The sequence below is a fragment of the Micromonospora sp. SL1-18 genome, from assembly GCF_047921505.1.
GTDB lineage: Bacteria > Actinomycetota > Actinomycetes > Mycobacteriales > Micromonosporaceae > Micromonospora.
Window position 1 is genome coordinate 1 of sequence record NZ_JBLROA010000082.1, and the last position, 20,083, is coordinate 20,083.

19 protein-coding genes and 1 pseudogene are annotated in these 20,083 nt (G+C 73.9%); 8 read left to right on the top strand and 12 right to left on the bottom strand.

All coding sequences use genetic code 11. The annotated features are described in order from the left end of the window. Positions 1-31: 31 nt before the first annotated feature. The 3 genes and pseudogenes from ACNAW0_RS26825 to ACNAW0_RS26835 form a co-directional block, all read right to left on the bottom strand. Entirely contained in the window at positions 32-1,585 is a 1,554-nt protein-coding gene (locus ACNAW0_RS26825; protein ID WP_416290797.1) for an anthranilate synthase component I, read from the bottom strand. After that, positions 1,582-2,016, bottom strand: a complete 435-nt coding sequence (gene hisI / locus ACNAW0_RS26830) for a phosphoribosyl-AMP cyclohydrolase (RefSeq protein WP_416290815.1) — start codon at positions 2,014-2,016, stop codon at positions 1,582-1,584. The genes ACNAW0_RS26825 and hisI overlap by 4 nt, the downstream gene beginning before the upstream one ends. A gap of 180 nt (positions 2,017-2,196) precedes the next feature. Beyond that, positions 2,197-2,862 (bottom strand): annotated as a pseudogene (locus ACNAW0_RS26835) (phosphoribosyl-AMP cyclohydrolase); the annotation flags it as partial. Between the two features lie 271 nt (positions 2,863-3,133). Here ACNAW0_RS26835 and ACNAW0_RS26840 point away from each other — a divergent pair. The 3 genes from ACNAW0_RS26840 to ACNAW0_RS26850 are packed head-to-tail and all read left to right on the top strand — an operon-like array spanning position 3,134 to position 5,228. Continuing rightward, positions 3,134-3,877, top strand: coding sequence for an ABC transporter ATP-binding protein (locus ACNAW0_RS26840; protein ID WP_416290798.1), 744 nt, complete (start codon positions 3,134-3,136; stop codon positions 3,875-3,877). Then, positions 3,874-4,629 carry an ABC transporter permease gene (locus tag ACNAW0_RS26845; RefSeq protein WP_416290799.1) on the top strand — a complete coding sequence of 252 codons (756 nt, stop codon included), beginning with the start codon at positions 3,874-3,876 and terminating at the stop codon, positions 4,627-4,629. The genes ACNAW0_RS26840 and ACNAW0_RS26845 overlap by 4 nt, the downstream gene beginning before the upstream one ends. Further along, positions 4,629-5,228, top strand: coding sequence for a TetR family transcriptional regulator (locus ACNAW0_RS26850; RefSeq protein WP_416290800.1), 600 nt, complete (start codon positions 4,629-4,631; stop codon positions 5,226-5,228). The genes ACNAW0_RS26845 and ACNAW0_RS26850 overlap by 1 nt, the downstream gene beginning before the upstream one ends. Here ACNAW0_RS26850 and ACNAW0_RS26855 read toward each other — a convergent pair. Together ACNAW0_RS26855 and ACNAW0_RS26860 are read right to left on the bottom strand one after the other, a co-directional pair. Beyond that, complete coding sequence (locus ACNAW0_RS26855) at positions 5,225-7,003, bottom strand: ABC transporter ATP-binding protein (protein ID WP_416290801.1); 1,779 nt, start codon at positions 7,001-7,003, stop codon at positions 5,225-5,227. The genes ACNAW0_RS26850 and ACNAW0_RS26855 overlap by 4 nt on opposite strands. Before the next feature lie 115 nt (positions 7,004-7,118). Next, on the bottom strand, positions 7,119-8,993 hold the full coding sequence (locus tag ACNAW0_RS26860; RefSeq protein WP_416290802.1) for an ABC transporter ATP-binding protein: 1,875 nt from the start codon (positions 8,991-8,993) through the stop codon (positions 7,119-7,121). 218 nt (positions 8,994-9,211) lie between these two features. Between ACNAW0_RS26860 and ACNAW0_RS26865 the strand changes: the two genes are divergently transcribed. From ACNAW0_RS26865 to ACNAW0_RS26875, 3 genes are all read left to right on the top strand, one after another. After that, positions 9,212-9,841: a TIGR03085 family metal-binding protein gene (locus tag ACNAW0_RS26865; RefSeq protein WP_416290803.1), complete on the top strand. Its 630-nt coding sequence runs from the start codon at positions 9,212-9,214 to the stop codon at positions 9,839-9,841. A gap of 127 nt (positions 9,842-9,968) precedes the next feature. Further along, entirely contained in the window at positions 9,969-10,919 is a 951-nt protein-coding gene (locus tag ACNAW0_RS26870; RefSeq protein ID WP_416290804.1) for a terpene synthase family protein, read from the top strand. A 110-nt stretch (positions 10,920-11,029) separates the two neighbouring features. After that, a complete protein-coding gene (locus ACNAW0_RS26875; RefSeq protein WP_416290805.1) occupies positions 11,030-12,856 on the top strand; it encodes an AMP-dependent synthetase/ligase in 1,827 nt (608 codons plus the stop codon). Positions 12,857-12,926: 70 nt separating this feature from the next. Here the strand turns inward: ACNAW0_RS26875 and ACNAW0_RS26880 are convergent, their stop codons facing one another. Together ACNAW0_RS26880 and ACNAW0_RS26885 are read right to left on the bottom strand one after the other, a co-directional pair. Continuing rightward, positions 12,927-14,240: a low temperature requirement protein A gene (locus tag ACNAW0_RS26880; protein ID WP_416290806.1), complete on the bottom strand. Its 1,314-nt coding sequence runs from the start codon at positions 14,238-14,240 to the stop codon at positions 12,927-12,929. A 90-nt stretch (positions 14,241-14,330) separates the two neighbouring features. Next, a complete protein-coding gene (locus tag ACNAW0_RS26885; protein WP_416290807.1) occupies positions 14,331-15,788 on the bottom strand; it encodes a PLP-dependent aminotransferase family protein in 1,458 nt (485 codons plus the stop codon). Positions 15,789-15,846: 58 nt separating this feature from the next. On the opposite strand from ACNAW0_RS26885, the gene ACNAW0_RS26890 reads away from it, so the two are divergent. Both ACNAW0_RS26890 and ACNAW0_RS26895 read left to right on the top strand, forming a co-directional pair. Beyond that, positions 15,847-16,521, top strand: a complete 675-nt coding sequence (locus tag ACNAW0_RS26890) for a YczE/YyaS/YitT family protein (RefSeq protein ID WP_416290808.1) — start codon at positions 15,847-15,849, stop codon at positions 16,519-16,521. Positions 16,522-16,589: 68 nt separating this feature from the next. After that, entirely contained in the window at positions 16,590-17,051 is a 462-nt protein-coding gene (locus tag ACNAW0_RS26895; RefSeq protein WP_416290809.1) for a hypothetical protein, read from the top strand. A 33-nt stretch (positions 17,052-17,084) separates the two neighbouring features. On the opposite strand, the gene hisF is transcribed toward ACNAW0_RS26895, so the two are convergent. From hisF to hisH, 5 genes are all read right to left on the bottom strand, one after another. Further along, a complete protein-coding gene (gene hisF, locus ACNAW0_RS26900; RefSeq protein WP_416290810.1) occupies positions 17,085-17,852 on the bottom strand; it encodes an imidazole glycerol phosphate synthase subunit HisF in 768 nt (255 codons plus the stop codon). After that, complete coding sequence (locus tag ACNAW0_RS26905; RefSeq protein ID WP_416290811.1) at positions 17,849-18,277, bottom strand: RidA family protein; 429 nt, start codon at positions 18,275-18,277, stop codon at positions 17,849-17,851. The genes hisF and ACNAW0_RS26905 overlap by 4 nt, the downstream gene beginning before the upstream one ends. After that, positions 18,274-19,002, bottom strand: a complete 729-nt coding sequence (gene priA / locus ACNAW0_RS26910; RefSeq protein WP_416290812.1) for a bifunctional 1-(5-phosphoribosyl)-5-((5-phosphoribosylamino)methylideneamino)imidazole-4-carboxamide isomerase/phosphoribosylanthranilate isomerase PriA — start codon at positions 19,000-19,002, stop codon at positions 18,274-18,276. The genes ACNAW0_RS26905 and priA overlap by 4 nt, the downstream gene beginning before the upstream one ends. A 16-nt stretch (positions 19,003-19,018) precedes the next feature. Then, on the bottom strand, positions 19,019-19,342 hold the full coding sequence (locus tag ACNAW0_RS26915) for a hypothetical protein (RefSeq protein ID WP_416290813.1): 324 nt from the start codon (positions 19,340-19,342) through the stop codon (positions 19,019-19,021). A 67-nt stretch (positions 19,343-19,409) separates the two neighbouring features. Further along, positions 19,410-20,033 (bottom strand): imidazole glycerol phosphate synthase subunit HisH, encoded by a 624-nt coding sequence (gene hisH / locus ACNAW0_RS26920; RefSeq protein WP_416290814.1) that lies wholly within the window; start codon positions 20,031-20,033, stop codon positions 19,410-19,412. Positions 20,034-20,083: the final 50 nt, after the last annotated feature.

Below are 20,083 nucleotides of genomic sequence, written 5' to 3' on the forward strand. Positions count from 1 at the left end.
GCGGGGCTCCGCTGCGCTGCACTCCTCGCGCTCACCGGGCCGGCCTCAGGGTCTCGGCGGCGGCGATCGCGGCGAGCACCGCGGCGGCCTTGTTCCGGGTCTCCTGCTCCTCGGCGGCAGGATCGGAATCGGCCACCACCCCGGCCCCGGCCTGCACGTAGGCCCGGCCCTCCCGGATCAGCGCGGTACGGATGGCGATGGCCATGTCCAGGTCGCCGCCGAAGCCGAAGTAGCCGACGGTGCCCCCGTAGATGCCCCGGCGGACCGGCTCCAGTTCCTCGATGATCTCCATGGCCCGCACCTTCGGTGCCCCGGACAGCGTGCCGGCCGGGAATGTCGCGGCGAGCGCGTCGAAGGCGGTCCGGTCCTCGCGCAGCTCCCCCACCACCGTGGAGACGATGTGCATGACGTGGCTGTACCGCTCGATGGTGGCGAACTCCGGCACCTCGACCGTGCCCGGACGGCAGACCCGCCCCAGGTCGTTGCGGCCCAGGTCGACCAGCATGACGTGCTCGGAGCGCTCCTTCGGGTCGGCGAGCAGCTCGGCGGCGAGCCGGGCGTCCGCCTCCCGGGAACCGCCCCGCGGCCGGGTGCCGGCGATCGGGTGCAGCAGCGCCCGCCGCCGCCCGTCCGCGCCGGCGCTCACCTTTAGGTGTGCCTCCGGGGAGGAGCCGACGATGTCGAAGCCGTCGAAGCGCAGCAGGTACATGTACGGGCTGGGGTTGGTGGTACGCAGCACCCGGTAGACGTCGAGCGGATCGGCGTGCGTCTCCCGCTCAAAGCGCTGGCTGAGCACGATCTGGAAGCACTCGCCGGCCCGGATCGCCTCCTTGGCCGCCGCCACCGCCTTCGGGTAGCCGCCGTCAGGCGTACGGCAGGTCACGTCGCCCGCCGGGGGCCGGGCAACCGTCGAGATCATGGGCGGAATCGGTCGGGACAGCGCCGTGGTCATCGCGTCCAGCCGCCCCACCGCATGGTGGTACGCCGCCGCGACCAGGGATTCCCGGTCGGGCGTGTCGAGCGGGGGCAGGACCGCGTTGGCGACCAGGATCGCCGAACCCTCGTAGTGGTCGAGCACCACCAGGTCGGTGGCGAGCATCATGCCCAGCTCGGGCACGCCGAGGTCGTCCTCGGTCAGCTCGGGCAGCCGCTCGAAGCGGCGGACCAGGTCGTACCCGAGGTAGCCGACCATGCCCCCGGTGAGCGGCGGCATGCCGCTGGCCGGGTCCCAGGCCGGGCCGGCCAGGGCGGCGACGGTCTCCCGGAGCACCGCCACCGGGTCACCGGAGGCCGGCACACCGGCCGGCGGCGCGCCGGCCCAGACCGCCACACCGTCCCGCTCGGTGAGGGTCGCGGCGCTGCGCACGCCGACGAACGAGTAGCGGGACCAGGCCGTCCCGGCCGAGCCGACGCCCTGCTCGGCGGACTCCAGCAGGAACGTGCCCGGACCGCCGGCGAGCTTGCGGTAGACCCCGACCGGGGTTTCCGCGTCGGCCAGCAGCCGCCGGGTGACCGGCACGACCCGCCAGCGGGCCGCCAGGTCGACGAAGGTGGCCAGGTCGGGGCTCACCGTGCCGTCCGTCATGACGTCGCCTCCGTCGAGCTGACCGGCAGCTCGGTGAAGAAGCACGTCCGGTGCCCGGTGTGGCAGGCCGGGCCGACCTGGTCGACGCTGACCAGCAGGGCGTCGCCGTCGCAGTCCAGCGCCACCGAGCGGACGTGCTGGTGGTGGCCGGAGGTGGCGCCCTTGACCCAGTACTCCTGGCGGCTGCGCGACCAGTAGGTGGCCCGGCCGGTGGTCAGGGTGCGGTGCAGCGCCTCGTCGTCCATCCAGGCGACCATGAGCACCTCGCCCGAGTCGTGCTGGCGTACCACCGCGGCCACCAGGCCCTCGGCGGTACGGCGCAGCCGGGCCGCGATGGCCGGGTCGAGCCGGGACGGGCGGGCCGGGCCGGGGGCCGCGGCACCGCCGGAGCTGGCGGGGGCGCCGGTCACCGGCGCGTCAGAGGCGGGCACGGTGAGCCATTCTCCCGCACGCGGCGCGGGCACCGCCGACGTGTCCCGAGAGGTGGCCACGGGAGTGTCGAGCGCGCGGGTCAACTGCCCCAGGTAACGGTCGAGCCGGCCGTCGACCAGGGCGTCCGCCAGGTCGGCGCCGGCCACCGCGACGATCTCCTCGGCGTACGGGCGGACGAGCGGGACGATCCCGGTGGCCAGCCGGCCGGCGGCGGCGACGACCTCACCGGCGGCGGCGGGGCGCAGCCCGAGGCAGCGCAGCATGTCGTCGCGGTAGCCGGGCGGGGCGACCGGGAGGTCCAGCGCGACGGCGAGCGCGTCCCGGCGGGAGGCCACCCGGACCGACGGATTCACCAGCCGCAGCACGGACGGACAGAGCCGCGCCAGGTCGGCGGCGGCGAGCCGGACGCCCACCGGGTCGCCGGCCCAGCGGGCGCCGGCGACCTTGCCGAGCGTGGCGATCAGCTCCTCCAGCCGCGGCTCGTCGGCGGGCTGGCAGAGCACCGGCAGGTCGATCCGGCACCGCCACTCGGGCACGGCCCAGATCAGCCGGGCCGGCGCGGTGACCGGCAGCCCGAACGCCCAGTCCGCCGGCTGGTTGAGCCGGCGGACCCAGGAGCGGACGTCCTGGGCGGCCACCGAGATGTGCACCAGGCGTCCCTCGAACTCGGCCAGGTACGCCCGCCGCACGGAATACGGGACGGCGGCGGCCCGGGCCCCGGGGACCGGCGGGGCTCCGGCGTCGAAAGCCGGGGTATCAGGCCGCTCCTCGCCGACGACCAGCACGTCGACGTCGACGTCGCTGTGCTCGGTGGCGGCCCGCCGCGCGTGGCTGCCGCGCAGCATGATGCCGACCACAGGACGGTCGGCGGCCTGCCGCAGGCGGGCGGCCCACTCGTCGAGGAATCCGGTGTCGGGCAGCGGAGCGGGACCCACCGCGACATGGTGCCGGAGTCCGATCTTCGATGCAATGACCGTTGGCAGACTCCGTGTCCGATGCGAAGGCTGATGCCCGAATCATAAAGCCGTCTCTCAACCGTTGCCTCGACCCCGTTGCGCGCCGGGGTACAACTCAACTAGCGTTGAGTTCAACGGATGATGAGTTTCGGAGGCAGCCATGGACGACACGGTCGTGGTCCGTGACCTGGTGGTCGACCGGGGCCGGCGGCGGGTGCTCCAGGGCATCTCCTGCGCGGTGCCTCGCGGCACAGTCACCGGGCTGCTCGGGCCGAGCGGCAGCGGCAAGACCACCCTGATGCGCGCGATAGTCGGGGTGCAGACGATCGACTCGGGCACGGTGACCGTGCTCGGCCGGCCGGCCGGCACGGCGGAGCTGCGGCACCGGGTCGGCTACCTCACCCAGGCACCCAGCGTCTACGCCGACCTGACCGTCCGCGAGAACGCGCGCTACTTCGCCGTGCTGCAGAGGCGCGGCCGGGCCGAGGCGGACCGCGCGGTGGCCGACGTCGGGCTGGCCGCGGCCGCCGACCAACTGGTCGGCACCCTCTCCGGCGGGCAGCGCAGCCGAGCCTCACTGGCCTGCGCCCTGGTCGGCGACCCGGATCTGGTCATCCTCGACGAACCGACCGTCGGCCAGGATCCGGTGCTCCGGGCCGACCTGTGGGCCCGGTTCCACGCGATGGCCGCCACCGGGACCACCCTGCTGGTGTCCAGCCACGTGATGGACGAGGCGGCCCGCTGCGACCGGCTGCTGCTCATCCGGGACGGCCGGCTCATCGCCGACGACACCCCGGACGCGGTCCGCGCCACCACCGTCGCGGACGACCTGGAGGAGGCGTTCCTCCGGCTGATCCGGGCGAGCGAGGCGGGCCGGGAGCTCGCCGGAGGGGACCGGTCGTGAACCCCCGCATCCTGGCCGCCACCACCGGGCGGATCCTGCGCCAGCTCCGGCACGACCGGCGGACCGTCGCGCTGCTCGTCGTGGTGCCCACCGTGCTTCTCGCGCTGGTCTACTACATGTACGTCGACCAGCCGACCCCGCCGGGCCGACCGAGCGTCTTCGACCGGGTGGCGCTGATCATGCTGGGCTTCTTCCCGTTCATCATCATGTTCCTGGTGACCAGCATCGCCATGCTCCGGGAACGCACCACCGGCACGCTGGAGCGGCTGCTCACCACCCCGCTGGGCAAGCTCGACCTGCTCTTCGGGTACGGCATCGCGTTCGGGCTGGCCGGCGTGGTGCAGTCGACCATCGCGTCGCTGGTGGCGTACCGGTTGTTCGGGCTGGCCACCGCCGGCAGTCTCTGGCTGGTCGTCATGATCGCCGGGATCAACGCGGTGCTCGCCGTGGCGCTCGGACTGTTCTGCTCCGCCTTCGCCCGCACCGAGTTCCAGGCCGTGCAGTTCATGCCGGTGGTGGTGGCGCCGCAGCTGCTGCTCTGCGGGCTGTTCGTGCCGCGGGAGGAGATGGCCGGCTGGCTCCAGGCGGTCAGTGACGTGCTGCCCCTGTCGTACGCGGTCGAGGCGCTCCAGGAGGTCGGCGCGCACGCCGAGCCGACCACGACGATGTGGCGGGACGTGGCGGTCGTGGCCGGGGCGGCGGTGGCCGCCCTGGTGCTCGCCGCCGCGACGCTGCGCCGGCGCAGCGGCTGATGGCGAGACGCACCGGCCGTCGCCCCGGCAAGCCGGGCACGCGGGAGGCCATCCTCGCGGCGGCCCGGGAGGCGTTCGCCGAACGCGGCTTCGACGCCGCGTCGATCCGGGCGATCGCCGCCGCCGCCGGGGTGGACCCGGCCCTGGTGCACCACTACTTCGGCACCAAGGAGGAGCTGTTCCGGGCCACCGTGGCGATCCCGATCGACCCGGCCGAGCTGCTGCCGGCCGTGCTGGCCGCCGGCCCGGCCGGGGCGGGCGAGCGGCTGGTCCGCACCTTCCTGACGGTCTGGGACTCCCCGGTCGGCGGGGCGGCCGTGGCGCTGCTCCGCTCGGCGATGAGCAGCGAGTGGACGGCCCGGCTGCTGCGCGAGTTCCTGGTCACCCAGGTGCTGCGCCGGGTCCTCGACCAACTCGACCTCGACCCGGCCGAGCGGCAACTGCGCGGCGCGCTGGTGGCCAGCCAGATCGCCGGGCTGGCCATGATGCGATACGTGATCCGCCTCGAACCGGTCGCCTCCGCCGACCCGGAGGCCCTGGCTTCCGCCATCGGCCCCACCATCCAGCGCTACCTCACCGGCGACCTGGCCAAGGGTTAGCGGGTCTGCTCCAGCCAGGAGGCGTAGAGGAGGGCGTAGACCGAGTCGGGATCCTTCAGCAGCTCGTCGTGGGGGCCACGCTGGACGATGCGGCCCCGGTCCACCACGATCACCTCGTCGGCGGCCTGGGCGGTGGAGAGCCGGTGGGCGATGGCGAGCGTGGTGCGCCCCCGGGTGACCGCGTCCAGGGTGCGCTGCAGGCGCACCTCGGTGGCCGGGTCGACGGCGCTGGTCGCCTCGTCGAGCACCAGCAGGTCGGGGTCGGCGACGAACGCCCGGGCCAGCGCGACAAGCTGCCGTTCCCCGACGCTCAGCGCTTCGCCGCGCTCCCCCACCGGGGTGTCCAGGCCGGCCGGCAACCCGGCCAGCCAGTCCGCCAGACCCAGCTCCGTGAAGGCGGCGGTGAGTTGCGCGTCGGTCAGCTCCGGGCGGGCGAAGCGGACGTTCTCCCCGAGGGTGTTGTCGAACAGGAAGCCGTCCTGCGGCACCATCACCACGCGGGAGCGCAACGAGTCGAACCGCACCTGGCGCAGCGACACACCGGAGAGCAGCACCTCGCCCTCGGTGGGGTCCATCAGCCGGGTGAGCAGCTTGGCAAAGGTGGTCTTGCCACTGCCGGTCTCGCCGACCACGGCCACCCGGCTCTTCGCCGGGATCTCCAGGCTCACGTCGTGCAGCACGGGCGGGCCACCCGGATAGGCGAACGTCACGTCCGCGAAGCGGACGTCCAGCGGGCCGGGCGGCAGTTCCCGCCCCTGCCGCCCCGGGTCGGCCACGTCCGGCGCGACGTCCAGCACGTCGAGCACCCGGCGCCAGCCGGCGATCGCGTTCTGCGCCTCGTTGAGCACCTCGGTGGCGATCTGCACCGGCTGGATGAACAGGGTCACCAGGAACAGGAACGCGGTGAGCTGACCGATGGACAGGGTCCGGTCGACGCCGAGGTTGACCCCGACGACCACCACGCCGGCCAGGGCCAGGCCGGCGGCCAGCTCCCCCACCGAGCTGCCCAGGATGCTGATCCGGATGGTCCGCTGCTGGGCCCGCCGCTGCCCCTCGATCGCGTCGTCCAGCCGCCGGGCGGTGCGCCCGGCGATCCCGTACGCCCGGATCACCGGGGCGCCCACCACGCTCTCACCGATGGTGCCGAGCAGGGTGCCGGTCCGCTGGCGGACCAGGCCGTACGCGCCGGCGAGGCGGCGCTGCAGCACCCGGATCACCAGCACCGCCGGCGCGAAGGCGCCGATCACCACCAGGGTCAGCTGCCAGGAGTACGCCAGCATGACGGCGGTGGTGACCAGGAGCTGGCCCAGGTTGACGAGCAGGATCACGCCGCCCCACTGGAGGAACTGGGTGATCTGGTCGACGTCGCTGGTGACCCGGGAGACCAGCGAGCCGCGCCGCTCGGACTGCTGGTGCAGCATCGACAGGTCGTGCACGTGCCGGAAGGCCCGGGTACGCACCCCGGCGAGGGCGGTCTCGCTGACCGTGAAGAGCCGGCGCATCATCAGGTAGCCGCAGGCGGTGGTGACCACCAGCACGGCGGCGGTGGCGATCACGGTCAGCGCGACCACGTCCACGTCGAGGCCACCCACGATGCCGTGGTCGATGCCGCGCTGCACGGCCACCGGCACGGCGACCCGGCCGACCATGTAGACCAGCGCCAGCCCGAGCGTGCCGGCCAGCCCGGTCTTCAGCTCCGGGGAGAGGGCGAGGCCGCGCCGCAGCGTCCGCCAGGTCGACTCGGTCGCCTCGGCCGTCGTCGTACTCGCGCTCACCGGGCTGGCCTTTCGTTCGCGACTGCGGGGCTCCGCTCCGCTGCACTCCTCGCGCTCACCGGGCTTGGCCTTTCGTTCGCGACTGCGGGGCTCCGCTCCGCTGCACTCCTCGCGCTCACCGGTCAACCTCGACTTCCAGGCCGGAGGTCAGCGGAGGAGCGACCTCGTACGGGTGGGGCTGCTCGCGTTCCTGCTCCGCCTGCTCGTAGGCGGTGACCAGGTCGGCGTAGCCGGGCACGGTGGCGAGCAGCTCCGCGTGGGTGCCCCGGGCGACCACCCGCCCCTGCTCCACGTAGATCACCTCGTCGGCGAGCGCGATGGTGGCCCGGCGGTACGCGACCACCAGGATCGACGCCGGCGCCGTGCCGCCGGTAGGGGCGCGCAGCCCGGCCAGGATGGCCGCCTCCACCCGGGGGTCGACGGCGCTGGTGGCGTCGTCGAGCACCAGCAGCCGGGGGCGGCCGGCGAGCGCCCGGGCCAGGGTGAGCCGCTGCCGCTGGCCGCCGGAGAGCGAGGTACCCCGCTCGCCGACCATGGTGTCCAGCCCGTCGGGCAGCGCGGCGACGAAGCCGTCCGCCTCGGCCAGCCGCAGCGCCGCCCAGACCTCCTCGTCGCCGATCCCGGGCCGATCCAGGGTGATGTTGGCCCGGACGGTGTCGTCGAAGACGAACGGCACCTGGGCGACCAGGGCCACGTTCGCGGCGAGCGAGGCGGCGGTCAGCTCACGGACGTCGACGCCGTCCAGGGTGACCGTGCCGGTACGCGGATCGACCAGCCGGAGGGCGAGCGAGGCGATGGTGGACTTGCCGGCCCCGGTCGGCCCGACCAGCGCGACCGTCTTCCCGGGCGGCACGGTGAAGGTGACCTCGCCGAGCACCTCGGTGCCGGGCAGGTGCGCCTCGGCCGGCTCGTACCCGAAGTGGACATCGTGGAAGGCAAGGGTGGCCGACGCCGGTGTGGCCGGGTCGAGCGTCACCTCGCCGTACGGCATGTCGCCGGTGGCGTCGAGAACCCGGCGCACCCGCTCCCAGCCGGCGACGCTACGCGGCAGCTCGGCCAGCACCCAGCCGATGGCGCGGACCGGGAAGGCCAGCACGGTGAACAGGAACGCGACACTGACCAGCTCGGTGACGTCGATCGCGCCCTGCCGGAGCCGGATCACGCCGACCACCAGCACGGTGAGGGTGCCGAGGCTGGGCAGGGTCTCCAGCATCGGGTCGAAGACGCCGCGGAGCCGGCCGACGGCGATCAGGGCGTCACGCAGCGCGCCGGCGCGGGCGGCGAACCGGTCGGTCTCCTGCGCCTCGCGGCCCATCGTCTTGACCACCAGCGCGCCGTCGAAGCTCTCGTGGGCGATGCCGCTGACCTCGGCACGGAGCCGCTGGGCGCGGGCCTGGCGGGGTGCCATCCGGCGGGAGTAGACCACGTTGAGCGCGAAGAGCCCCGGGAAGACGGCGAGGCCGACCAGCGCCAGGGCCCAGTCGGTGAGGAAGAGGGTGACCACCGCGCCGACGAGCATCACCAGGGTGCCGACCGCGAACGGCAGCGGCGCGATCGGGTACCAGGCGGCCTCCACGTCGGAGTTGGCGTTGGAAAGCAGGGTGCCGGTGGCGTTGCGGTGGTGCCAGGACAGCGGCAGGTCGAGATAGCGGCGGGTGACCCGGCGACGGTAGGTGGCCTGCAGCGCGTACTGCATGTAGCCGGCGCCGAGCCGGCGGCCGAAGATGCCGACCACCCGGAGCACGCTGATCCCGAACAGGGCGACCGCGGCGAGCGCGAGCGTGCCGTTGGCCACGGAGCCGCGGGCGACGGCCGGGACGACCACCTTGCCGACCACCCCGCCGACGACGTACGCGCTGGCGATCACCATGAGGCCGAAGAGCACGCTGCCGGTCACCGCGATCGCGAAGATCCGTGGCTGTTCCCGGATGGCCCGGCCGAGCACCCGTAGCCCTTTGCCGAGGACGTCCCGACTTGTCCCGCTCGCCACCCTGTTCCCCCGCCGTAAGCCGCAGTTTTCTCCCACATCCTTACCGCTTCGGGCCAGCTCCGCCGACCCGGAACCGGTATGTCCGTCGTCACGCCCGTCGGTCGACCCCGCCGACCAGGGGCGACTCCCCGCGCGGCCCCGTCGGCCGGTCACCGCCGGGACCACACCACGGCACGGCCGGCACGGCGGCGGGCCGGCGCGGGCCTACGATCGGTGCCATGCCGCGGTACGCCCGATCGGAGCGCGAGGCGCTCGCCGATCTGCTACTGGACCTGGGACCGGACGCGCCGACGATCGACGAGGGATGGACCACCCGCGACCTCGCGGCGCACCTGGTGGTGCGGGAACGCCGGCCGGACGCCGCGGGCGGCATCCTGCTGCCGCCGCTGCGCGGGTACGGCGAGGCGGTCCGCCGGCGGGTGGCCGCTGGCCCGTACGCGGACCTGGTGGCCCGGGTCCGCCGGCCGCCGGTGTGGAGCCCGGTGAGCAACCCGCTCACCGACGAGCTGGCCAACACGCTGGAGTTCTTCATCCACCACGAGGACGTACGCCGGGCGCAGCCGGAGTGGCTGCCGCGGGATCTGCCGGCCGGGTTCGCGGCGGTGCTGTGGAAGGGGGCCGCGAAGTTGGCCCGGGTGGCGTTGCGCCGCTTCCCGGCGGACCTGCTGGTCCAGGCGCCCGGCCACGGGGAGCGCACCGCCGGCCGGGGCGGCGAGCGGCTGCGGGTGGTGGGCAACCCGGGCGAACTGGTGCTCTTTCTGTCCGGCCGGCAGCGGGTGGCACGGGTACAGGTGGACGGCCCGGTGGCACCGGCGAACCGGTTGCGGGCGGCCCGCCTGGGCTTCTGACCTATGGGCGGAAGCGGTCACCGCGAGATGTGAAACAGCCCTCGGCCCGATCACCCCCACTGATCATTCCTGCCGTACGCTGTCGGCCACCGCCCCATTTAACGAGGGCGGCGGGACAGGGGGACGGATGCGGAGCTTCGCGGTCTCGGCACTGCGCGAACCCCCCTTCCCGGCACGCCGCCACGCCGCCGTCGAGCTGGCCGCCGGGGAGAGCGCCGAGTGGGCACGCGAGCTGGGCCTGATCGACGGCCCGGCCGGTCTGCGCCGGCTGGCCGGCGCGGACCCGGCGGAGCTGGCCGGCCGGGCCTGCCCGGGCGCGCCGGTGGACCGGCTACGCCTGCTCACCGACCTGATCTCCTGGCTGTTCGTGATGGACGACGCCTGCGACGAGGACGGCCTGGGGGCCAGCCCGACCCGGCTCGCGCCCACCGTGGCGGACCTGCTGGAGGTGCTCGACCTGCACGGCGATCCGGAGGCACCGCTGCCGAGCGGCACCGGGCCGCTCGGCGTCGCGCTGCACGACCTGTGCCGGCGGGTCCGCGCCCGGCAACGGCCGGCCCTGCTCCTACGGCTGGTCTGCCAGTTGCGGGAGTACCTGCTGGCGTTGCTCTGGGAGGCGGCCAACCGGGAGCACCGGCGGGTGCCCGGGGTGGCCGAGTACGTGCAGATGCGCCGGCACACCGGCGGGGCCCGGCCCAGCTTCACCATCACCGACCTGGCGTACGACGCCCTGCCCGGGCCGGGACGCTGGGCGGATCCGGCGCTGACCGCCGTGGACGATCTCGCCGCCGACCTGGTCTGCTGGTGCAACGATCTCTTCTCGTACGGCAAGGAGCGCAGCAGCGCACCGGACAGCCACAACCTGGTCACCACGATCGCCGACGAGGCCGGGCAGGACGAGGAGGCGGCGTTGTGCGCGGCGGCCGACCGGTTCAACGCCGGTCTGGCGGAGTACGCGAAGCGGGACGCGGTGCTGGCCGAGGGGGGCGACGAGTTGGTCCACGCCTACCTGACCACCCGGCGGAACTGGATCCGGGCAACCTACGACTGGTCCCTGGCCGCGTCGCGGTACGCCTGACCGGCCACTGCCGACACTAGCCGCTGCCCGGGGGCAGGCCATACTCTTCGGTAACCGCAGATTGGCGTGACCCCCATCACGTCCCTCTATCCCCGAAGGCGGCTACAGCGATGGCTCTCGATGTACCATACCGTTCCATCCCCGACATGTTCCTCAAGCGCGTGGCGGCGACCCCCGATCGGCCCGCGTTCGGCCACCCCGCGCCGGACGACTCCGGTCCGGCCTGGCTGAGCTGGGAGCAGGTCGGGCGGCGCGCCAAGGCGGTCGCGGCCGGCCTGCACGGGCTCGGCGTCGGCCTGGAGGACCCGGTGGCGATCCTGGCGAACACCCGGCTCGACTGGGTGATCGCCGACTTCGGCATCATGTGCGCCGGCGGGGCCACCACGACCATCTACCCGACCACCGAGCCGGAGGACGCGGTCCACATCATCGCCGACTCCGGGTCGGGGGTGCTGTTCGCCGAGAACCCGGCCCAGGCGGCGAAGATCGCCGACGCGGAGCTGCCGGCGCTGACCCACGTGGTGCTCTTCGACGGCGAGCCCGACCCGGCCACCGCGATCCCGCAGCTCACCCTGGCCGAGCTGGAGGCACGGGGTGCGCGGGCGCTGGAGAACGAGCCGGACCTGATCGACATGCTGGTCGCCGGCATCGGCCCGGACCACCTGGCCACGCTGATCTACACCTCCGGCACCACCGGCCGCCCGAAGGGCGTCGAGCTGCTGCACGGCGGCTGGTGCTGGGAGGGCGTGGCGCAGGCCGAGCTGGACCTGCTGCGCGACGACGACCTCCATTATCTCTGGCTGCCGCTGTCGCACTCCTTCGGCAAGACGCTGCTCTGCGGTGCCACCCATGTCGGCCTGCCGACGTACGTGGACGGCCGGGTGGACAAGCTGGTCGACCTGCTCGGGGTGATCCGGCCGACGCTGATGTGCGGTGCGCCCCGGGTCTTCGAGAAGGTCTACAACAAGGCGGTCACCACGGCGCAGGACGCCGGCGGCGCGAAGGCGAAGATCTTCGCCTGGGGCGTCGCGGTGGGGAAGAAAAAGGTCGCGCTGGAGCAGGTCGGCAGGCCGCTGCCGGTCGGCCTGAAGCTGAGGTACGCGGTGGCCGAGAAGCTCGTCTTCAGCAAGCTCCAGGCCCGGCTCGGCGGCCGGATCCGGGTGCTCGTCTCCGGCGCGGCCCCGCTGAGCAAGGAGATCGCCACCTTCTTCGCCGCCGCCAACCTGCCCATCTCAGAGGGGTACGGCCTCACCGAGACCAGCGCCGGCAGCTTCGTCAACCCGCCGCGCAGGCCGCGCATCGGCACCGTCGGCAAGGCGATGGGCGACCTGGAGTGCCGGATCGACACCGACGGCGAGATCCTGCTCCGGGGCCGGCCGGTGATGCGCGGCTACCACAACCTGCCCGAGGAGACGGCCGCCGCGTTCACCGAGGACGGTTTCTTCCGCACCGGGGACATCGGCAGCCTGGACGACGACGGCTACCTGCGGATCACCGACCGGAAGAAGGACCTGGTCAAGACCTCGGGCGGAAAGTACATCGCGCCGTCGCACATCGAGGGCATGTTCAAGGCGATCTGCCCGTACACCTCGCAGGCGATGGTGGTCGGGCAGGCCCGCAACTACTGCACCATGCTGGTCACCCTCGACCCGGACGCGATCCGGGGCTGGGCGGCCGGCGGCCCCCTCGACGGCCGCGACTACGCCGACATCGTCACCTCCCCGGAGGCCCAGGCGATGGTCGAGGGCTACGTGGCGGAGCTCAACGCCAAGCTCAACCGCTGGGAGACGATCAAGAAGGTGACGATCCTCCCCCGCGATCTCACCATCGAGGACGGCGAGATCACCCCGTCGTTGAAGATCAAGCGCCGGAGCGTGGAGAGCAACTTCGCCGCCGAGATCGAGAAGATGTACGCGGGTACCCTCGCCGAGCTCTAGCGGTCCCGCGTCCGCCGGCGGCCGTGCCCCTCCGACCCCGGGGCACGGCCGCCGCCGCGTCCGGGGGCGGTCACAGGTGTTGCCGGCGCCACCGGCTCTGCTCCGCCTCGGCGGCGAGCTGCTCCGCCAGCGCGAGCTCCCGGATCTGGCGTCGCCGGCCGTCCTCGCGCAGCGTCTCGGCCACCACGGCGGCGCCGCAGAGCACCGCCAGCAGCGCCACCGCCACCAGCTCCGGCAGCCCGGCCGCCCCCAGGGCGACCAGGGCGATCACCGCCACCCCCACCAGCAGCGGCCAGCGCACGGTGCGCAGTACCAGCAACGCGCAGCCGGCGACGCCGAGCAGGTAGACGCTGACCCCGCCGTAGAGGACGGTCACCCAGAAGGCGCCGAGCGCCTCCCCCCAGGACGGCGTGCTCGGCAACGCCGCCTCGGCCAGCAGGTCCTTGAGCCCGAGGGCGAAGAAGATGATCCCGGCGACCATCGGCAGGTGCAGGTAGGTGTACGCGTTCCGGGCCAGCCGGGCCCGGGCGCCCGGCTCACGGGTGCCGTGCAGCCGCTGCTCGATGCCGAAGGCCAGGGTGTCGAAGTACGCCCACCAGAGCAGCGAGGCGATCGCGATGCCGAGCACCGCGGCGGTCATCACCGGCCCCGTCAGCGGCAGCGCGCTGATGGCCTTCGGACCGAGCCCGAGCGCGATGATCGACTCGCCGAGCGCGACCAGGATCATCAGGGCGTGGCGCTCGGCCCAGTGCCCGGCGGAGATCACCGCCCAGTACGAACCGCCCAGGGCGATCCCCGCCCCGTACTCCACCAGCACCGCCGCCGTCCAGCAGCCGAGCTGGACCGCGGCCGGCAGAGCGCCGTCGGGGAGCCGCGGCGGCACCTGCCCGGCGACGACCAGCAGCACCGTGGCGACCACCGGCAGGGCGGCGAGCAGCAGCCAGCGCCGGAACGCGGCCGGATCGGACCGGGCCACCCAACCGAAGACCGCGAGCTGCGAGGCGCGGACCAGGAAGTAGCAGACGACGAAGACGAGCGGGCCGTTCAGCCCGCCAGGCTGGTCGACGAACGCGCCCGGGATGCTCAGCACCAGCAGGAAGGTGGCCGCCCCGGTGACGAAGCCGACCACCGGCAGCACGCCCTGGTCGGCGCGGACCAGGTTGCCGATGGCGGCGAAACCGGTCCAGGCCCACCAGAGCAGCGCCAGCACGAGCAGGGCCCGGAACAGGTTGACCCAGCTGGGCCGGCTCGCGGTCAGGCCGGTGACGGTGAGGAACGCGAAGGTGAAGATCAGGTCGTAGAACAGCTCCAGCCGGGTCGTCCGGGACCCCGGCGCGCCGAGCCGGACCACGTTCGCCCACCGGCTGCCGCCCCCGTTCCCCACCTGCGCAGTCTCCCAGCAGGGGCGGCCCGGTGAGCGGAATCCGGGCAGCTCGGCGTCGTTCCGGCCCGGGACGGCCGGGCAGCCGCCCGGTCAGGCGATGACGGACGGCTCCCGCCACTGCGAGCGGCCGGTCCGATCCAGGTCGTAGCGGACCGCGGCGAGCCGGCCGACCGCCTCCACCAGGTCGGCGGCGGGCAGCGTGAAGGGCAGCCGCAGGAACCGTTCGAGGGTGCCGTCCAGGCCGAACCGGGGTCCGGGCGCCAGGCGTACGCCGACCTCCTCGGCAGCCCGGGCCAGCGCACTGGAGATCGGACCGTCCAGCTCGGCCCAGAGCGTGACGCCGCCGCGCGGCACCGCGATCCGCCATTCGGGCAGCCGCTCGGCCAGCGCGCCGACCAGCGCGTCCCGCTGGGCGACGAGTTGGGCCCGCCGGGCGGCCACAATGCTCGACGCCTCGGCCAGCAGGTGCACCGCGACAAGCTGGTCGAGCACCGGGCTGGCCATGTCGACGCCGACCCGCGCGGCCGCCAGCCGCTGCACCTGCGGGGCGGACGCCCGGACCCAGCCGATCCGCAGGCCACCCCAGTACGGCTTGCTCATCCCGCCGATGCTGATCACCCGGGAATGCCGGTCGAACGTGGCGACCGGCGGCGGCAGCGGGGTGTCGTCCAGCGGCAGGTCCACGAAGGACTCGTCGATAACCAGGTCGGTCCCGGCGGCGTGGGCGGCCCCGACGAGCCGCTCGCGTAGCCCGGTGTCCATCAGGTGGCCGGTCGGGTTCTGGAACTCGGGGATCAGGTACGCCAGCTTCGGCCGGACCTGCCGGAGGCTGCCCAGCAGCAGGTCCGCGTCCCAGCCGACGTCGTCGGTGCCCAGGCCGTGGGTGGTGATCCGGGCCCGGCGGGCGGACAGCGCGGCGAGGGCGTTGGGATAGGTCGGGGACTCCACCAGCACCCCGCCGCCGGGCGACAGGGCCAGCCGCAGCACCAGGTCCAGCGCGTGCTGGGTGCCGCTGGTGACCATGATCTGCTCCGGGCTGGTCGGCAGCCCCCGCTCGGTGTACGCGTGGGCCACCGCCTCGCGCAGCTCGATGATGCCGGTCGGGTGGTATCCGGCCCCGCCGAGGTAACGGGGCAGGTCCTCGGTGGCGGCCCGAGCGGCCGCCACCAACTGCGGCGGGGCGGCGAGCGCGGCCACCCCGAGGTCGATCATGTCCCGGTCGTCGAGCGGGGTCCAGAGCCCGGTGCTGGCCACCCGGTGGGTGCCGGGCAGCATGGTCCAGCTTCCGGCGCCTCGGCGGCTGGCCAGGTGGCCGCTCTCCCGCAGCTCCCGGTACGCGGCGGTGATCGTGGTCCGGCTGATCCGCAGCGCCTCCGCCAGCTCCCGCTCGGCCGGCAGGCGTACCCCCAGGGGGAGCCGGCCGTCGGCGAGCAGGCCGCGGACGGCGGCGGCGAGCGCGGCGTAGTCGGGGCTGCGCCGCCGGCCCGGCAGCGCGTGCCACTGACCGAGGAGCCGAGCCAATTGGCTGCCACGCACCTGACTCGTCATGGCCACGCCTCCGAAATTGGCTCTATCAACGGCAAGATTGGCCCCTAGGGTGGCATGCATGGCAGCGATTGGCAATCTCCGCTACCGGCCGGCCCGGCGGCTGATCCAGCTCTACGCCGGGCTCACGCTCTACGGCGTCAGCATGGCGTTGATGATCCGGTCCAACCTCGGCCTCGACCCATGGGACGTGTTCCACCAGGGCCTCGCCCGGCAGACCAGGCTCTCCTTCGGCACGGTCACCATCGCGGTCGGCGCCGTCGTGCTGCTGCTGTGGATCCCGCTACGGCAACGCCCCGGCCTCGGCACGGTCAGCAACGTCGTGGTGATCGGCCTGGTGGTGGACGCCACCCTGGCCCTGCTGCCACCCGGCGGCGGCCTGCCGCTCCGGATCGGCCTGCTGATCCTCGGGATCGTCGCCAACGGCGCGGCCACCGGGCTCTACCTGGGCGCGGCGCTCGGCCCCGGCCCGCGCGACGGCCTGATGACCGGGTACGTCGCCCGCCGTCCCGGCCGCTCGATCCGACTGGTCCGGACCGTCATCGAGGTGACCGTGCTGGCGCTCGGCTGGCTGCTCGGCGGCAAGGTCGGCGTCGGCACGGTCGCCTACGCGCTCGCCATCGGGCCGCTCGCCCAGATGTTCATCCCGCTCTTCGCGGTGCCCGCACCGCCCGTCCCGTCCACCGTGGAGCCGGCGGTGGGCCGCACGCCCCGACCGGCCGGCGAGGCGGCGTGACCCCCCGCTGAGCTGCGGCGGCAAAATCGGGTGTTTTCTTCACCGTCCACGCCGGGCATCATTCCTGCATGGGGGAGAACGGATGGCGCTGGACCGACGCCTGGATCTTCGTAGCAATGGTGATCGCGAGCGGTGCCGGCCGGCACCGCCGGTCGGTCTCCACCCGTAGGCCGGAGGGGGTCCGCCTCGCTGACGTCCTCTCGACCGCGGACCACCTCAACCGGTCCATCCCGGAGCGGCACGAGGTGGAGGGCGCGGTCCGCCGGCTGGCCGGTGCCGGTCTGGTCAGCGTCTCCGACGGCTGGTTCCGGATCACCCCGGACGGCGAGCGGCTGTGGCGTACGCGGCCGAGCGCCGGGGTGGCGACCACGGTGGAGACCGTGCAGGGTGTGCTGAGCCGCCGGCACGCCCCGGATGAGTCCGACTGGCAGCTCGACGACGACGACCACGCCGCCGCCGTGCAGGAGTACGTGGTCCGCTCGATCCCGAGGCCGCGCCGCTCTCCCGAGGGCCACTCCGGCCCGGCCTGACCCGCGCCGCGAGCCCCGCTGCTCGCCGACGGGTCAGCGCACCGGGTGGCCGGCGCCGCGCAGGGCGTCCTTGACCTCGCCGACGGTCAGCTCGCCGAAGTGGAAGACGCTCGCCGCGAGCACCGCGTCGGCGCCCGCGCCGATCGCCGGCGGAAAATGCGCCACCGCACCGGCGCCGCCGCTGGCGATCACCGGCACGTCGACGACCTCCCGAACGGCCTGGATCAACGGCAGGTCGAAACCGGCCTTGGTGCCGTCCGCGTCCATCGAGTTGAGCAGAATCTCCCCCGCGCCCAGCTCGGCACCGCGCCGCGCCCACCACACCGCGTCGAGGCCGGTGCCCCGGCGACCGCCGTGGGTGGTCACCTCGAAGCCGCTCGGCGTGGCGCCGGCGGGCGCGCGCCGCACGTCGAGGGAGAGCACCAGCACCTGCCGGCCGAACCGGTCGGCGATCTCGGCGATCAGCTCCGGCCGGGCGATCGCCGCGGTGTTCACCCCGACCTTGTCCGCGCCCGCGCGCAACAGGATGTCGACGTCGGCGACCGTGCGTACGCCGCCGCCGACGGTGAGCGGGATGAAGACCGACTCGGCGGTGCGCCGGACCACGTCGAGCATGGTGCCCCGGTCGCTGGACGAGGCGGTGACATCCAGGAAGGTCAGCTCGTCCGCGCCGGCCCGGTCGTACGCCGCGGCCAGCTCCACCGGGTCGCCGGCGTCGCGCAGGTCGAGAAAATTGACCCCCTTGACCACCCGGCCGGCGTCCACGTCCAGGCAGGGGATCACACGTACCGCCACCGTCATGTCGCGAGCCTATCCAGATCAGGGAGGTACGCCTCCAGCTCGACCTCGACCAGGTGCTCCGGGTCGATGAGCCCGGCCACGACCACCATGGTCGCCACCGGGCGGACCGCCCCGAACACCGCGTGGTGCGCCCGTCCGACCTCGTCGGCGTGGCTCCGGTCGGTCACGTACAGCCGGGTCCGGACCACGTCGGCCGGCGCCGCACCCACCTCCGCCAGCGCGGCCAGGCCGATCCGCAACGCCTCGGCGGTCTGCGCCGCCGCGTCCCCGACGTGCACGACCCGGCCGTCGACCGTCGCCGTGCAGCCGGCGGTGACGGCCAGGTCGCCAACCCGTACCACCCGCGAGTAGCCGTACCGAGTCTCCCACGGGCCGCCCGAGCCGAGGCGGGTGACGACCGGGCCCTCGGCCGGAGCCGCGGTCACCCCGCAGCCCGCAGCGCCGCGAGGGCCTCGGCGACGGTGAACGCCCCCGCGTACAGCGCCTTGCCGGCGATCACGCCCTCCACTCCCAGCGACTCGAGGCTGGCCAGGGCGCGCAGGTCGCCCAGGGTGGAGACGCCACCGGAGGCGATCACGGGGGCGTCGGTACGAGCGCAGACCTCACGCAGCAGATCCAGGTTCGGCCCACGCATGGTGCCGTCCTTGGTGATGTCGGTGACCACGTACCGGGAGGCGCCGGCCTTGTCCAGCCGCTCCAGCACCTCGTACAGGTCACCGCCCTCGCGGGTCCAGCCGCGGGCGGCGAGGGTACGGCCCCGCACGTCCAGCCCGATCGCCACCCGGTCGCCGTACTCGCCGCAGATCCGGTCGCACCACTGCGGGTCCTCCAGCGCGGCGGTGCCGATGTTGACCCGGGCCGCCCCGGTCGCCAACGCGCCCCGCAGCGACTCGTCGTCGCGGATCCCGCCGGAGAGCTCCACCTTGACGTCCAGCTTCCCGACCACCTCGGCCAGCAGTGCGCCGTTGGAGCCCCGGCCGAAAGCGGCGTCCAGGTCGACCAGGTGGATCCACTCCGCGCCGTCGGACTGCCAGGCGAGGGCCGCCTCGAGCGGGTCGCCGTACGCGGTCTCGCTGCCGGCGGCGCCCTGCACGAGCCGGACGGCCTGGCCGTCGGCGACATCCACGGCGGGCAACAGGGTGAGGCTCACGATCTCTCTCCTCGGTTCAGGTACGCCGGTCCAGGGCGAGCACCACGATCGCCGGCAGGGCCAACAGCAACAACACGACCAGCGCCAGCCGCAGCGCCAGGTCGTCCACGAAACTCCAGATGACGGCCAGCGCCGCCCCCGTGAGCAGCACGATCGCCGCCCGCTCGCCCCGGGTGTGCCGCCTCAGCCGCCCGGTCCGGCCGCGCCGCAGGGTCGGCGTCAACCGGCGTACCACGGCTCGGCGCCGCTCCCGGCGAGCCACCCGGCGGCGGCGGGCGGCGCGCTCCCGCTCAAGCTCGGCCTGGCGGGCCTCCCGGCGGCGGGCCCGCTCCTTGCTCACCTCGCGCTCACCGTGCCCACCTTCGTTCGCGACTGCGGGGCCCGCAAACCCGGCTCACTCCTCGCAATCACAGGATTGCCAGCCAGTTGCGCAGCAGCGCCGCGCCGGTGTCGGCCGACTTCTCCGGGTGGAACTGGGCCGCCGACAGCGGACCACGCTCCACGGCCGCGACGAACTCGGTCCCGTGCTCGGCGATGGTCACGGTCGCCCCCGCCGCGGCCAGCCCGGCAAGGTCCGTCACCCCATAGGAGTGGACGAAGTAGAACCGGGCGTCGGCCGGCAACCCGGCGAAGAGCACCGAGCCGCGCGGCGGACGGACGGTGTTCCAGCCCATGTGCGGCAGCCGCTCGGCGGGCAGCCGGGTCACCCCGCCGGGCAGCAGCCCGAGGCCCTTGGTCACCACGCCGTGCTCGTCGCCGTGCTCGAAGAGCACCTGCATGCCGACGCAGATGCCGAGCACCGGCCGGCGGGCGGCGACCCGTTCGGCGATGACCGGGCCGGCGCCCAGCGCCTCGATCCCGGCCATGCAGGCCGCGTACGCGCCGACCCCGGGCACCACCAGGCCCTCGGCCTCGGCAGCGGCGCCCAGATCGGCGGTCACGGTGACGTCCGCGCCGGCCCGCTCCAGGGCGCGCTCGGCCGAGCGCAGGTTGCCCGAGCCGTAGTCGAGCACCACGACCCGCTTACTCATGCCGGCACTCCGCTGCGCTCCGCGCCGTCATGAGGCATCACGACACTGCG